Raw genomic sequence first — 13,424 nt, 5'->3', positions numbered from 1 at the left:
TTTCTTGTTCTTTTCGCAAGTAAATTTACAAAAAAAATGTTAAGAACCTTAAAATTCTAATTTTTTAGCAATTTCTTAATCTTAAATAACGCGGTTTAATTTTTCGAAAAGTCGTTTTTTTAACCCTGTATAATTAGCTATTTCTTCCAGATCAGGAGTTACACTTTGCTCTTTACTTTCATGCATTATCTCCTTTATTTTTTCTTCAATTAAAACCCTACGTAAATTTAAAACTGCATCTGTAACTAGTTTAGGAAGGATTTTTATCGTTTCAGTTACAAAAACCTCTTTACGCTCCCAATCACTTAAGTTATATTTTTCCTCATCCATCAAAATATTGGTTACCAAACTTGATATTTGAGGATTTTCATGCATAACCAAATAATCTACACTTATTTTTTCATCTTGATTTAATTGATGAATTAATTCAAAATAAGTTAATCTAAAAATTTCATTGGTAAATTCTATTTCGTCTTCTTGCAAATTCAAATACAACTCGTTAGAAACAGTATTTTGATATTCTTCTTTTTCCAGTACAGGTCGCCCTCTTTCATCTACTGCATCTACCCAGTTGACAAAATCAACAATTTCATTCCCATATAACAGCAAAATTCTTATAATTTCTTTTTCTAGAATATTTAGCTGATCGATACTTTGCTGTAACTTTCCTTTACCTCCTTTTACAAGCCCCATTACAGGTTGATCTTGTTCATACATATACTCTGGAGGCGGCTGATTTGAATCTGACCTTAAACTACTTTTTTGAGCAGCTGCAGCTCCTTTTTTTAATAATTGAGCCAATTCACTAAATAAAACCTGTTCAGAAATATCCATAATACGAGCACACTCTTGTACATAAACCTCTCTTTGAATTCCGTCTGGAATCTTAGAAATACTCGTTACAATATCGCGAATTAAACCTGCTTTTTTTACAGGATCATTCGCCGCTTCTTTCATTAATAAAGAAACTTTGAACTCTATAAAATCTTGAGACTTTTGTGTTAAATACTCTTTTAATTCAGCATTAGAATGTGCTTTTGCAAAGCTATCAGGATCTTCTCCTTCCGGAAAAGTAACCACTTTCACATTCATTCCTTGCTCTAAAATTAAATCAATTCCACGAAGTGATGCTCTGATTCCCGCTGCATCTCCATCAAAAAGTACTGTAATATTTTTAGTTAATCGGTTTACCAATCGAATTTGATCGGGAGTTAATGCTGTACCTGATGAAGCTACTACATTTTCTATTCCTGATTGGTGGAATGAAATTACATCGGTATATCCTTCCACTAAAAAACAATTATCTTCTTTAGCAATTTCTTTTTTAGCTTGATATAATCCGTAAAGAATTTTACTCTTATGATAAATTTCACTCTCTGGTGAATTCAGGTATTTTGCTGCTTTTTTATCGTTCGTAAGAATCCTTCCTCCAAAACCTAAAATTCGTCCCGACATACTATGGATTGGGAACATCACACGTCCTTTAAATCGGTCAAATTTTCTATCTTCTGCTCCACCTTCTTTAACAATAGTTAATCCAGTAGATTTTAAATATTTTAAATCGAAACCTTTATCTAAAGCAGCTTTGGTAAAGTTATCCCACTCATCTTTACAATATCCTAAGTCGAATTTTTCTATGGTATCTTCTCTAAAACCACGTTCTTTAAAATACGACAGCCCTATAGCTCTACCATTTTGTGTATTCATTAACACATCGTGAAAGTAATCTTTGGCAAATTTTGATACCAAAAACATACTTTCTCGTTCGTTCATCTGCTCTTTTTGTTCATCAGATTGCTCGGTTTCTTCAATTTCAATATTGTATTTATTTGCCAACCAACGTATAGCTTCAGGATAGGTATAATGCTCATGTTCCATTAAAAAAGAAATGGCATTCCCTCCTTTACCTGTACTAAAGTCTTTCCAAATTTGTTTTACAGGCGACACCATAAAAGATGGGGTGCGTTCATCAGTAAACGGACTTAACCCTTTAAAGTTACTTCCTGCTTTTTTTAACTGCACAAACTCTCCTATCACCTCTTCTACTCGGGCGGTTTCAAAAACTTTATCAATGGTTTGTTGGGTTATCATACACTATAAAATAGAGCAAACAAATATATAGATAAGACAACTCTTCTTAAATTAAATTTGCTAAAAACATATAAATATATAATTTTGACAAAAAATTCCCCCTTATTAATGAAAACAATTATCCCCTTTAGTTTAGCATTACTTTTATCTTACAATACATTTTCACAAGAAACTATTCGAATTCCTGACATCGGTTTAGAAGAATGTTTGGTTGATTTAAAAATTGACTCTAACGGTTTAAACGGAAGTATTACCATTAGTGATGCTGAGTATGTTACTAACTTAAACATTGACAATCCTGTTACAAACAAGGATTTACCTAATGTATATTCAAAAATTAAAAACTTAACTGGTTTAGAGAGCTTCCCTAACTTAAAACGTTTAGATTGTTACGATAACGAAATTACTAAAATAGACTTATCTCGAAGTTCTTCTATAAGTTTTTTAAACTGTACTCAGAATAAAATTGAGCGTTTAGATGTTAGTAACAATCCTAATTTGACCTATATAAGTTGTGATAGCAACAACATGAGTTCGTTAATTCTTGGTGAAAATTCTAATCTTGAAAGCTTATATGCTAGTTATAACAAATTAACTACGTTAGATGTATCTAGCTGTCCTAATCTTATAAATATGGACGTTACTGGTAACAATATTAAAACTATTGTTGTTAGTGAAGCTCAATTAGCTAATATTCCTGCAGGTTGGTATAAAGACGACAAAACAACCTATGCTACTAGCAATGGTAAAGTGGCAGATACAGACACTATGGTTATAGAACAGAAAAAAACTACTAAAAAAGTTGAAGAAAAACCTAAAACAGCTGAAAAACCTGTAAAAAAATACGCAGAAAGCTTTATACAATTGGTTGTTTCTGAATATGAAAAAAATGTATTAGATAAAGCTCACCTTAAAAAGGTTAAAGAAGATTTAATGTATAAATACGACATTAAAGGTGAAGAAATTACCAAGTGGATACAACAACATAGTAAACTTCACAAAACAGAATAGTTAATTCATTAAAAAGCATAAAAAAAGCCATCAAATTCTTGATGGCTTTTTTTATGAATATGTTTTTTACTTATGAAGCTGCTTTTAATTTTTTTAATGCTGATTTAGTTAATTTCGCTTCAGCATATTCTTTAGTTACACTAAATTCTTTTTCATCAGAACTTGGTATCTCGAACATTGCGTCAGTTAAAATTGCTTCACATAAAGAACGTAAACCGCGTGCCCCTAACTTATACTCTACTGCCTTATTAACAATAAACTGTAATGCTTCTTCGGTCATTGCAAACTCAACCTCATCCATAGCAAACAATTTAGTGTATTGCTTTACTATTGAATTTTTAGGCTCAGTTAAAATAGCTCTTAATGTTTGAGCATCTAACGGATTCATGTAACTTAATACAGGTAAACGACCAATGATTTCAGGTATTAAACCGAAAGATTTTAAATCTAAAGGAGTAATGTATTGTAACAAGTTGTCTTGATCTATTTTATCCTCTTCAACCGAAGCACTATATCCTACAGCTTGCATGTTTAAACGCTTGCTTATAATTCTATCAATTCCAGAAAAAGCTCCTCCTGCAATAAATAAAATATCTTTGGTATTTACTTCAATAAACTTTTGTTCTGGATGTTTTCTTCCTCCTTTAGGAGCTACATTTACCACCGCTCCTTCTAACAACTTCAATAATGCTTGTTGCACTCCTTCACCAGAAACATCACGTGTAATAGACGGATTATCGCCCTTACGAGCAATCTTGTCTATTTCATCAATAAACACAATACCTCTTTCTGCTTTTTCAACATCATAATCAGCTGCTTGTAACAAACGACTCAAAATACTCTCTACATCTTCCCCTACATAACCTGCTTGTGTTAAAACAGTAGCATCTACAATAGAAAACGGCACGTTTAACATTTTTGCAATAGTACGTGCTACTAATGTTTTACCTGTACCCGTTTCACCAACTAAAACAATATTAGACTTTTCAATTTCTACTTCGTCTTCATCTCCTCTAGTTTGCAATAATCTTTTGTAGTGATTGTATACTGCTACAGACATTGCTTTTTTGGTTTCATCTTGACCAATAATATACTCATCTAAAAAAGCTTTAATTTCTTTAGGCTTTTTTAAAGTTAAGTCTTTTGATAAATCACTTGTTTTAAGTTCTGCTATTTCCTCTTCTACAATTCCGTGAGCCTGCTCTATACATTTATCACATATATGAGCATCTAAACCTGCAATTAATAAATCGGTTTCAGGTTTTTTACGACCACAAAAGGAACATTGTAAATTTTCTTCTTTCGACATCTTATCAGCTTATTGCTAATAGCCAAAGCTATTAGTTGTTAATTTATTTTCTAGTTAAAATTTCGTCAACCATACCGTAAGCTTTCGCTTCATCGGCTTTCATCCAATAATCTCTATCAGAATCTTGGTTTACTTTTTCTACAGTTTGACCTGAGTGTTTTGCAATAATTTCATACAACTCATCTTTTAATTTTAAAATTTCACGAGCTGTAATTTCAATATCAGATGCTTGTCCTTGCGCACCTCCTAATGGTTGGTGAATCATGATACGAGAATGTGGTAATGCTGAACGCTTTCCTTTTTCTCCTGCACACATTAACACAGCTCCCATAGAAGCGGCCATACCTGTACAAATTGTAGCTACATCTGGCTTAATAAATTGCATTGTATCGTAAATACCTAAACCTGCATACACTCCACCACCTGGTGAATTAATATAAATTGAAATATCTTTATTAGCATCTACACTTTCTAAGAATAACAATTGTGCTTGAATTACATTAGCTACTTGATCGTTAATTCCTGTACCTAAGAAGATAATTCTATCCATCATTAAACGAGAGAAAACATCCATTTGCGTGATGTTCATCTGACGCTCTTCCATAATGTATGGAGTTAAGCTACTTGTTATTTTTCCGTAGTAGTTACTATTTATTCCGTGGTGCTTAGTTGCGTATTTTTCGAACTCTTTTCCGTAATCCATTTAAAATGTTTTTAGGTTATAATGATGTAAATATAAGAACAATTTCGTTAGTATTTTGTTACAGTTTATGGCTAAAAAAACCTGAATGTAGATTCAGGTTTTTCTTATTACATCAGTTATAAACTGTTATTTGTATACTTCTTTAATGAAATCTTCAAAAGAAACTTCTTTAGTATCAAAACTCATGTTTTCTTTATAAAAAGCTAATAATTTCTGAGAAATTAATTGCTCTTGTAAACGACGAGCTTCGTCTTGATTTTGTAAGATTCTTCCTGCGATATCCTCTAATTCCTTTTCTTCTGGATTCATGTTACCAAACTGTGCCATTTGAGCTCTAATAAACCCTTTAGCATAATCTACTAACTCAGCATAGTCTAACTTGATATCGTTATCTTTCATAATCTTTCCTTCGATTAATTGGTAACGTAATCCTTTTTCAGACTTATTGTATTCTTCAACAGCTTCTTCAGCAGTTAATTCTTTTTCTCCAGCAGTTTGTAACCACTTTTGTAAGAATTCAACTGGTAAATCAAATTTAGTATTCTCTACTAAGTTCTCAGTAATTGCATTTAACAATTGTTGATCTGCTTGTTGTTGGAATTGCTTTTCTGCGTCTTCTTTAATTTTATCTTTTAAATCAGTTACAGTTTTTACGCTTCCGTCAGCGAATAACTTATCAAATAACTCTTGATCTAATTCTGCTGGCTCTATTTCAGTAATTTCTTCAATAGTAAATGTTACAGGAATATCTAAATCGTGAACCTCATCGTGAGATACACCTAAAGCTCCTTGTAACTTGTGCTCATCTTCAAACAAATTTTTAGTTTTTAATTCTAAAACGTCTCCAACTTTAGCACCTACAAACTTTTTTAAGTTTGTTTTTCCTTTAATATCTTTTACAGAAATTGTAGATTTTTTGTTGATTTCTTTCTCTTCGTTTACGAAAGTACCAGTAACGTTAGTTTCTTCTGTAGCTTCGTCTTTAGCAGACATTTTACCGTAACGAGTTTGAATGTTTTCAACTTCTTTTTCGATTAACTCGTCTGTAGCAACGATGTTATATTGAGTTACTTTGTCTTTTGGTTGTAAGTTTACGTCGAACTCTGGAGCTAATCCTAATTCGAATTCAAAAGAGAATTTATCAGCATCCCAATTGAAATCTTCTTGAACTCTTGGTAATGGGTTACCTAAGATATCTAACTTCTCTTCAACTAAGAATTTGTTTAACGACTCTTGTAAAAGCTTGTTTACCTCATCAATCATTACTGATTTTCCGTATTGCTTCTTTACCATTCCCATTGGTACATTACCTTTTCTGAATCCAGGAATGTTAGCTGTTTTACGGTAATCGTTTAATACTTTTGTTACTTTATCTTGATAATCTTCTGCAACAATATCAACTTTTACAACTGCATTTAATGCATCTACGTTTTCTTTTGTTATATTCATCTTAAAAATCTGTTTCTTAAAAAATCGGGTGCAAAATTACTACTTTATTTATTGATAACCAATACTTTTAAACATAAAAATATCTACTTTTTCATCACCCTTATTTTCTAGTTTTTACTGTGTTAGGTTACTTATTCGTCTCCTTCTTTTAATAGCGAAAACATTAACGATCTAAAAATTGACAGCAATACACTGAACAAGAGCGCTGTAAAAAATCCGCTAACTGCAAATCCTGACACTAGTTTATCTGCCAATAATATAATTACTGCATTAATTACAAACAAGAATAACCCTAATGTAACGATGGTTGCTGGCAGTGTAAAAAACACTAGTAACGGACGCACAAATAAATTTAACAACGCAATTACTACCGCTACAATTACTGCAGTTGTATAGCTTGCTACGGTTACTCCTGGTAAAATATTTGCCAATACAATTACCACCAATGCTGTTAACAATACTTTTAAAAATGTTTTCATTTTTCTTTTTAATTTAATTGGTTATGAATTATAAATTTACTCATTTTTAACTGAAACTATTAATTCGTAACACTTCCTACACTTTACCACAACCATACCAAAAGCAAAAACCTGCAGTTTTGGCAGATTTAAAAACTTTGTTTTAGTTTTTGAGAGATTTACTTTAAATTCGTTAGCTAAGGATACTTTCAAACTTCATTTATCACATTACTTATAAGTATGGAAAAATTAGAATGGCAAGGAGATCAAATTATTGAAGGGGTTGACCCTCTAATATATTTAACCGCAAACAAATTTTACGAGACATCAAAAATAGTTCATCATAGCTTCATTGAACCTAAAATCATGAACTTATCTTTCTCTATAGAGTTATATCTAAAGTCATTGAATACTAAAACTACAATCTCAAAAAAAGGCAGTACTGATTTTGACACACCAATTCTTGAAAGAAAACTTGAAACAACCAAGGGACATGAACTTGACTTGATATTTAACAGATTAAAACCTAAAGATCAAAACAATCTAACTAGTTTATATTTAGAAAAATATAACTCTAACTTCAGACAAGACCTATTTGATATTAAAAATGCATTTATCGATTACAGATATTCATTTGAAAAGGACTCTTTAACTATTAGCTTAACCATAATTGAAAGATTAGCTGATTTTTTAAAAGAATATATAGAAAACGAAATGAAACAATCTAATTTTTCTAGATGACAAACCAGCTCAAAACACTCAAAAAACACTTAGCCTCCTATAATATTCTTACTGAAGAAGAAATAGACAATTTTATAAAGTTAGTCAGTTATAAAAAACTTAACAAAGGTGATTTTTTCATACAAGAAGGAAACACTTGTAAAGAAGTTGCTTTTATAGCTTCAGGTATTTTCAGGTCGTTTTATCATTCGTCTGACGAAAAAGAAGCTACCTATTGTTTGTTATCAGAAAACTCATTTGTTACTGCATACTCATCGTTTATCTCTCAAACAAAAACTAACGAGAATATTCAAGCATTAACCGATGCTGAGCTATACAGCATTACCAAAGAACAATTTGTTGCTCTAGAAAATTCAAGTACTAATTGGTTACGTCTTTTTAAAATATTTGCTGAGCAAGAGTATATAAATCTAGAGAATAGGATTTTTGTGTTACAAAATGAAAGTGCTGAAAACCGTTATAAAAAACTACTAGAAACACACCCTAGTTATTTACAAACCATACCACTACAGTACCTTGCTTCTTACTTAGGAATCACTCAACGACATTTGAGCCGAATTAGAAAATCGGTTTTTTATTAGACAATTGTCCTTTTTAAGCTTGTAAAACCAACCGAACTTTGCTTTATAATCACAAACATATTATGAAGCATATTTTATTAATAAACGGACACCCAGATAAAGAAAGTTTTAACCACGCACTAGCAGCTTCCTACAAAAAAGGTGCTTTGGAAACCGATGCTACTATTGAAGAAATTACTATTACTGACTTAAACTTTAATCCGAATCTTAAATTCGGTTACCGAAAAAGAACTGAACTTGAACCTGATTTGCAAGAAGCTTTAGCTAAAATTAAAAAAGCAGATCATATTGTTTGGGTTTTTCCTGTTTGGTGGGCAGGTTACCCCGCAATAATGAAAGGTTTTATTGACAGAACTTTTTTACCTGGAATTACTTTTCAACCCATTAAAGGAAAACCATTTCCTGAAAAACTTTTAAAAGGCAAAACCTCTCGACTTATCATAACCTCTGACACTCCTAACTGGTATGACTACTTATTCATGAAGAGACCCGCTATTAGACAATTTAAAAAAGGAACGCTGGAGTTTTGCGGCATTACACCTGTAAAAACCACTTTTTTATCCGTAATTAAAAGCTCAACTCCTGAGCAGCGAAATAAATGGCTAGAAAAAACATACACTTTAGGTAAAAACTTACAATAACTAAACTACAAGCTAAATTTTTAGCTTGTAGTCTTGTCTAAACTTATCTCTTTTTTAAATATTTTTGCTAAAACTTTACCTCATGGATACTAGCAACATTATCACTTCTATAAAAGTTACTGATTTTAAAAACAACGAAATCGATTTATTAGAGAAATACCCTAACAAACCCATTCTTCTTTTGTTTTATAACAATGCTTGCTTAGGGTGCACTGGTAGAGCCATACCACTTGCTTATCAGTTTAAGCAAGACTACAAAAACATTGAAATCATAGGTATTCATAGCAACTTTACGAGTAACGATGTTTCTAAAGAAGATATCCTAAGTATTTTCACCATCAAGGAGCTTCCTTTCCCTATTTACATTGATAAAGATCATAAAATGTACGATTTTTTTAATTCGGAAGGAACTCCACAATGGATATTACTAACCTCAAAAGGTGAAGTTTATCGTTCTATTTTTGGTTCACAAGACAATGCGCAAAACAGATTGTATTATGCTTTAGAAAACTTAACTGAACAATAATTATTTAACAAGAAACTGAATTGCTTCTTTATAAAAATCTGTTGGGTTTTCTGCATGCAACCAATGCCCTGCATTTGCTATCGTTTTAATTTCTGAATTTGGAAAGTGCGCATGTATTAAAGGTTCATCTTCTTTCGAAATATATCCTGAGTTTGCTCCTCTTAAAAACAGTGTTTCACCTTCAAAAACCGTGAATGAAGGCAATGCCACACCAACCTCATTATTGTTTTCTGTTAATGATTTTAAATTGAAACGAAAAGCTAGTTTATCTTTTGTTTTTCTATAAACATTTTTCAACAAAAATTGACGAATTCCTACTTCTGAAATCAATTCAGCTAATTTTTCATCAACTAATGTTCGAGAATTTTGAATATTAAAATCTATTGAGTTTAATGCAGCTAAAATATCATGGTGATGTGGTGGATACATTCTCGGAGAAATATCGGCAACAATTAATTTGTTAACCAATTCTGGATATTCCGTAGCAAATAACATTACTGTTTTTCCTCCCATAGAATGCCCTAACAAATCTACTTTTTCTAAATTATGATACTGAATGTAATTGTATAAATCACCTACCAATAATTCGTAGTCAAAAGCGTCTGTATGAAAGCTTCGTCCATGATTTCGTTGATCTATCAAATGTACTTCATAACCGTCTTCTGCAAATTTATTGGCATGCGATTTCCAATTATCTCCCATACCAAAGTATCCGTGTAAAATCAACAACGGTTTTCCTTCTCCAATTATTTTAGAATGTAATACCTCCATACTTATTGCAAACGGTGTAAATACATATTTACAACATTTTGTAAACCTAAATACAAGCTTTCTGAAATCAACGCATGTCCTATTGACACTTCAGCCAAATGAGGAATGTTTTGTTTAAAAAATTGGATATTATCTAAACTTAAATCATGTCCTGCATTAACACCTAAACCTAATTCATGTGCTAAAATTGCTGCTTCTGTATATGGTTTTACACCATTTGTATTGCCTTTTTCATATTGAACAGCAAACTCCTCTGTATATAACTCAACTCTATCGGCTCCTGTTTTCGCTGCAGCTTCAATCAATTTTAAATCTGTATCAATAAAAATAGATGTGCGAATTCCAGCATTTTTAAACTCAGCAATTACTTCTTGTAAATAAGATTGATGTACTATCGTATCCCAGCCAGCATTTGATGTAAGCTGATCTACACCATCAGGAACCAAAGTTACTTGCGTTGGCTTTATCTCTAACACCATTTGCATAAACTTATCAATAGGGTTTCCTTCGATATTATATTCAGTAGTAACCAACGGTTTTAAATCGTATGCATCTTGATAACGAATATGACGCTCATCGGGTCTTGGGTGTATGGTAATTCCTTCAGCTCCGAACTCCTGAATATCGGTTGCTACTTTCAATAAATCTGGCACATTTCCTCCTCTAGAATTACGAAGTGTAGCTATTTTATTAATATTAACACTTAATTTTGTCATGTTGTAAAATTAGACCACAAAGGTAACGCATTCCAACATTTTAAACTATATTCGTAGTAATGAAAATCAATGATTTTATACTAAAAGAGATTAAAGCACTTACATTAAACAGCTCTGTAAAAAGTGCTCAACAAGTATGTAAAGACTTACCTATAACACATATTCCAGTTGTGGAAGATGGTAAGTTAATTGGTTGTTTACCTGAAAGTGATATTCAAACTATTGAAAATAAAAACCGTACACTTAACGAGTACACTTACATGTTTGATCACTTTTACACGAATGAAAAAGCTACGTTACTTGATTTAATCGCTTTGTTTGCGGATAACGACTCTAATTTAATCCCTGTTTTAGATAAAAACTTGAACTATGTTGGGTATTATGAACTAAGTGATATTTTAGATGCTTTTGCCAACAGCCCTTTTATACATAATGAAAGTCAAACTTTAATAATAGACAAACCTAAGAGTGACTATTCTATGAGTCAAATAACTCAAATTGTAGAAACCAATAACGGAAAACTCTTAGGGGCTTATATTTCATCTGAAAACATAGACAATATAGAAGTTACCCTTAGAATTGTTTCTGAAGAAATTAATGAAATTATTCAAACGTTTCGCCGATACGACTACAACGTTATCACACAACATGAAGACGATTTTTATCTAGAAGAGCTTAAGCATAGAGCTGCCTATTTAAGAAAATATCTAGATATGTAATTTCTAAAAAAATATTTTACAAGTGAAAAAAGTAGCTATTTACGGACAAGCTTATACTACACTAGCAGAAAAAGAAGTTAAAATTCTTTTAGATGTTTTAGAGAAACACAACATCGTTGCTTTTTTTGAGCAACAGTTTTACGATTTATTTGTTGAAAATGATTCACTAAACAAAAAGTACCCTACCTATACACATTTTAATGATTTATCAAATACTTTTGATGTGATGTTCACTATTGGAGGAGATGGTACTATTTTAAGAGCCGTTACTTACATACGTGATTTGAATATTCCTATTATGGGGATTAATACTGGGCGTTTAGGTTTCTTAGCAACCATTCAAAAAGATCAAATTGAAGAAGCTATTGATTTAGTACTTAAAAAAGAATACACACTTCAAGAACGTTCTTTATTACAAATAGAAACATTTCCTAATACCGAAGATTTTTCTGAACTCAACTTTGCTTTAAATGAAGTAACAATTGCAAGAAGAAACACTACTTCGATGATAGGAATTAAAACTTTTTTAAATCAAGAATATTTAACCAATTATTGGGCAGATGGATTAATCATAGCAACACCAACGGGTTCAACAGGATATTCATTAAGTTGCGATGGCCCTGTAATTTTACCAAACTCAAAAAGCTTTGTTATTACTCCTATTGCACCACATAACTTGAATGCTCGTCCGATGGTTATCCCTGATGACACTGAAATACACCTTGAAGTAAGTGCCCGTGAAAAAGATTTTTTAATCTCTTTAGACTCACGTATTGCAACGGTTTCACAAGAAACCAAGATAAAAATTAAGAAAGCCCCATTTACCATAAAAAGCATTTTACCTAAAAACCAATCCCATTTAAAAACCTTACGCGGTAAACTTTTATGGGGAGAAGACACAAGAAATGAAGCTTTATAACTTATACAATTACAATAAATTCACAAAAAAAAAGTTAATCAAAAAGACGGATTATTAACTTTTTAAAGCAAATTCAATTCCCTATATTTGCACGCTATTTTACAATGAGAGGACTTATTTTATCAATATTATTTGTTTGTTTAGTTGCACCTTTACAATCACAAATTCATGAAATCGGAATATTTGCCGGTGGCTCTAATTATGTGGGAGATATAGGAAGCACAAACTATATATACCCAAATAAATTCGCGGGGGGTATTATTTATAAGTACAATTTAAATCCTAGAATTGCTTTAAGAGGTACATATACATATATTCCTGTTTCTGGTGATGATGCAGACGCTAGCAACCCTTCTCGTCAAAACAGAGGATACAGCTTTTCAAATAACATACATGAATTTGCTGCTGGTGTAGAATTTAACTTTTTCGATTATAATATTAGTGATTACAGAACCACTTTCACCCCTTATATTTTAGCTGAAATCGCAGCTTTTAACTATAAAAGTCCAGACTCTCAAATCTCAAACAATACTATTTCATTAAAAAATAAATTCTCATATACTTTACCTGTGGGTATTGGTTTAAAAGGAAGACTAGCAGATAACTTTGCTATTGCTTTTGAAACTGGTATACGTTTTACATTTGAAGATGATTTAGATTACACAACAGATAAAATAAACTCACTAGACTTTGGTGGAAATGGAAATGACTGGTATACTTTTTCAGGAATTTCTATTGTTTACACCTTCGGAAGACCACCTTGTTTTGGCGGAATAGCGGACTAATTAT

The 13,424-nt window shown here is 31.6% G+C and carries 15 protein-coding genes; 8 read left to right on the top strand and 7 right to left on the bottom strand.

Translation table 11 applies throughout. The features are described from left to right. Positions 1–81: 81 nt before the first annotated feature. The gene (gene dnaG / locus N534_RS0110135; RefSeq protein WP_028892383.1) at positions 82–2,091 is read right to left on the bottom strand and encodes a DNA primase; all 2,010 of its coding nucleotides are present in this window, start codon (positions 2,089–2,091) and stop codon (positions 82–84) included. A 108-nt stretch (positions 2,092–2,199) separates the two neighbouring features. Here dnaG and N534_RS0110130 point away from each other — a divergent pair, with 108 nt between their 5' ends. After that, positions 2,200–3,102 carry a leucine-rich repeat domain-containing protein gene (locus tag N534_RS0110130; RefSeq protein WP_028892382.1) on the top strand — a complete coding sequence of 301 codons (903 nt, stop codon included), beginning with the start codon at positions 2,200–2,202 and terminating at the stop codon, positions 3,100–3,102. A gap of 70 nt (positions 3,103–3,172) precedes the next feature. On the opposite strand, the gene clpX is transcribed toward N534_RS0110130, so the two are convergent. The 4 genes from clpX to N534_RS0110110 form a co-directional block, all read right to left on the bottom strand. Continuing rightward, on the bottom strand, positions 3,173–4,411 hold the full coding sequence (gene clpX, locus N534_RS0110125) for an ATP-dependent Clp protease ATP-binding subunit ClpX (protein WP_028892381.1): 1,239 nt from the start codon (positions 4,409–4,411) through the stop codon (positions 3,173–3,175). A gap of 43 nt (positions 4,412–4,454) precedes the next feature. Continuing rightward, on the bottom strand, positions 4,455–5,114 hold the full coding sequence (gene clpP / locus N534_RS0110120; protein WP_028892380.1) for an ATP-dependent Clp endopeptidase proteolytic subunit ClpP: 660 nt from the start codon (positions 5,112–5,114) through the stop codon (positions 4,455–4,457). A 126-nt stretch (positions 5,115–5,240) separates the two neighbouring features. Beyond that, positions 5,241–6,563, bottom strand: a complete 1,323-nt coding sequence (gene tig / locus N534_RS0110115) for a trigger factor (RefSeq protein WP_028892379.1) — start codon at positions 6,561–6,563, stop codon at positions 5,241–5,243. A 131-nt stretch (positions 6,564–6,694) separates the two neighbouring features. Beyond that, complete coding sequence (locus tag N534_RS0110110) at positions 6,695–7,042, bottom strand: phage holin family protein (protein WP_028892378.1); 348 nt, start codon at positions 7,040–7,042, stop codon at positions 6,695–6,697. Positions 7,043–7,261: 219 nt separating this feature from the next. On the opposite strand from N534_RS0110110, the gene N534_RS0110105 reads away from it, so the two are divergent. From N534_RS0110105 to N534_RS0110090, 4 genes are all read left to right on the top strand, one after another. Beyond that, complete coding sequence (locus N534_RS0110105) at positions 7,262–7,762, top strand: hypothetical protein (RefSeq protein ID WP_028892377.1); 501 nt, start codon at positions 7,262–7,264, stop codon at positions 7,760–7,762. Continuing rightward, positions 7,759–8,343 carry a Crp/Fnr family transcriptional regulator gene (locus tag N534_RS0110100; protein ID WP_028892376.1) on the top strand — a complete coding sequence of 195 codons (585 nt, stop codon included), beginning with the start codon at positions 7,759–7,761 and terminating at the stop codon, positions 8,341–8,343. The genes N534_RS0110105 and N534_RS0110100 overlap by 4 nt, the downstream gene beginning before the upstream one ends. 62 nt (positions 8,344–8,405) lie before the next feature. Continuing rightward, positions 8,406–8,984, top strand: a complete 579-nt coding sequence (locus N534_RS0110095; protein ID WP_028892375.1) for an NAD(P)H-dependent oxidoreductase — start codon at positions 8,406–8,408, stop codon at positions 8,982–8,984. An 82-nt stretch (positions 8,985–9,066) separates the two neighbouring features. Then, the gene (locus N534_RS0110090; protein WP_038005906.1) at positions 9,067–9,510 is read left to right on the top strand and encodes a redoxin domain-containing protein; all 444 of its coding nucleotides are present in this window, start codon (positions 9,067–9,069) and stop codon (positions 9,508–9,510) included. Here N534_RS0110090 and N534_RS0110085 read toward each other — a convergent pair whose 3' ends face one another. Further along, the gene (locus N534_RS0110085) at positions 9,511–10,281 is read right to left on the bottom strand and encodes an alpha/beta fold hydrolase (protein ID WP_028892373.1); all 771 of its coding nucleotides are present in this window, start codon (positions 10,279–10,281) and stop codon (positions 9,511–9,513) included. A 2-nt stretch (positions 10,282–10,283) separates the two neighbouring features. Then, positions 10,284–10,997, bottom strand: a complete 714-nt coding sequence (locus N534_RS0110080; protein WP_028892372.1) for a pyridoxine 5'-phosphate synthase — start codon at positions 10,995–10,997, stop codon at positions 10,284–10,286. 59 nt (positions 10,998–11,056) lie between these two features. Here N534_RS0110080 and N534_RS0110075 point away from each other — a divergent pair, with 59 nt between their 5' ends. The 3 genes from N534_RS0110075 (at position 11,057) to N534_RS0110065 (ending at position 13,420) form a co-directional block, all read left to right on the top strand. After that, on the top strand, positions 11,057–11,716 hold the full coding sequence (locus N534_RS0110075) for a CBS domain-containing protein (RefSeq protein WP_028892371.1): 660 nt from the start codon (positions 11,057–11,059) through the stop codon (positions 11,714–11,716). A 22-nt stretch (positions 11,717–11,738) separates the two neighbouring features. Beyond that, positions 11,739–12,635 (top strand): NAD kinase, encoded by an 897-nt coding sequence (locus N534_RS0110070; protein ID WP_028892370.1) that lies wholly within the window; start codon positions 11,739–11,741, stop codon positions 12,633–12,635. Between the two features lie 104 nt (positions 12,636–12,739). Then, the gene (locus N534_RS0110065; protein ID WP_051435898.1) at positions 12,740–13,420 is read left to right on the top strand and encodes a DUF6089 family protein; all 681 of its coding nucleotides are present in this window, start codon (positions 12,740–12,742) and stop codon (positions 13,418–13,420) included. Positions 13,421–13,424 lie beyond the last annotated feature (4 nt).

The organism is Tenacibaculum sp. 47A_GOM-205m (genome assembly GCF_000518405.1).
In the GTDB taxonomy this organism is placed as follows: domain Bacteria; phylum Bacteroidota; class Bacteroidia; order Flavobacteriales; family Flavobacteriaceae; genus Polaribacter; species Polaribacter lutimaris.
The sequence above is the reverse complement of the archived record's forward strand: the minus strand, read 5'-3'. Positions and strand labels throughout refer to the sequence as shown.

Excerpts from the sequence above, each read along its gene's own strand:
- dnaG (WP_028892383.1), bottom strand. The coding sequence starts at position 2,091 with ATGATAACCCAACAAACCATTGATAAAGTTTTTGAAACCGCCCGAGTA.
- N534_RS0110130 (WP_028892382.1), top strand. The coding sequence starts at position 2,200 with ATGAAAACAATTATCCCCTTTAGTTTAGCATTACTTTTATCTTACAAT.
- clpX (WP_028892381.1), bottom strand. The coding sequence starts at position 4,411 with ATGTCGAAAGAAGAAAATTTACAATGTTCCTTTTGTGGTCGTAAAAAA.
- clpP (WP_028892380.1), bottom strand. The coding sequence starts at position 5,114 with ATGGATTACGGAAAAGAGTTCGAAAAATACGCAACTAAGCACCACGGA.
- tig (WP_028892379.1), bottom strand. The coding sequence starts at position 6,563 with ATGAATATAACAAAAGAAAACGTAGATGCATTAAATGCAGTTGTAAAA.
- N534_RS0110110 (WP_028892378.1), bottom strand. The coding sequence starts at position 7,042 with ATGAAAACATTTTTAAAAGTATTGTTAACAGCATTGGTGGTAATTGTA.
- N534_RS0110105 (WP_028892377.1), top strand. The coding sequence starts at position 7,262 with ATGGAAAAATTAGAATGGCAAGGAGATCAAATTATTGAAGGGGTTGAC.
- N534_RS0110100 (WP_028892376.1), top strand. The coding sequence starts at position 7,759 with ATGACAAACCAGCTCAAAACACTCAAAAAACACTTAGCCTCCTATAAT.
- N534_RS0110095 (WP_028892375.1), top strand. The coding sequence starts at position 8,406 with ATGAAGCATATTTTATTAATAAACGGACACCCAGATAAAGAAAGTTTT.
- N534_RS0110090 (WP_038005906.1), top strand. The coding sequence starts at position 9,067 with ATGGATACTAGCAACATTATCACTTCTATAAAAGTTACTGATTTTAAA.
- N534_RS0110085 (WP_028892373.1), bottom strand. The coding sequence starts at position 10,281 with ATGGAGGTATTACATTCTAAAATAATTGGAGAAGGAAAACCGTTGTTG.
- N534_RS0110080 (WP_028892372.1), bottom strand. The coding sequence starts at position 10,997 with ATGACAAAATTAAGTGTTAATATTAATAAAATAGCTACACTTCGTAAT.
- N534_RS0110075 (WP_028892371.1), top strand. The coding sequence starts at position 11,057 with ATGAAAATCAATGATTTTATACTAAAAGAGATTAAAGCACTTACATTA.
- N534_RS0110065 (WP_051435898.1), top strand. The coding sequence starts at position 12,740 with ATGAGAGGACTTATTTTATCAATATTATTTGTTTGTTTAGTTGCACCT.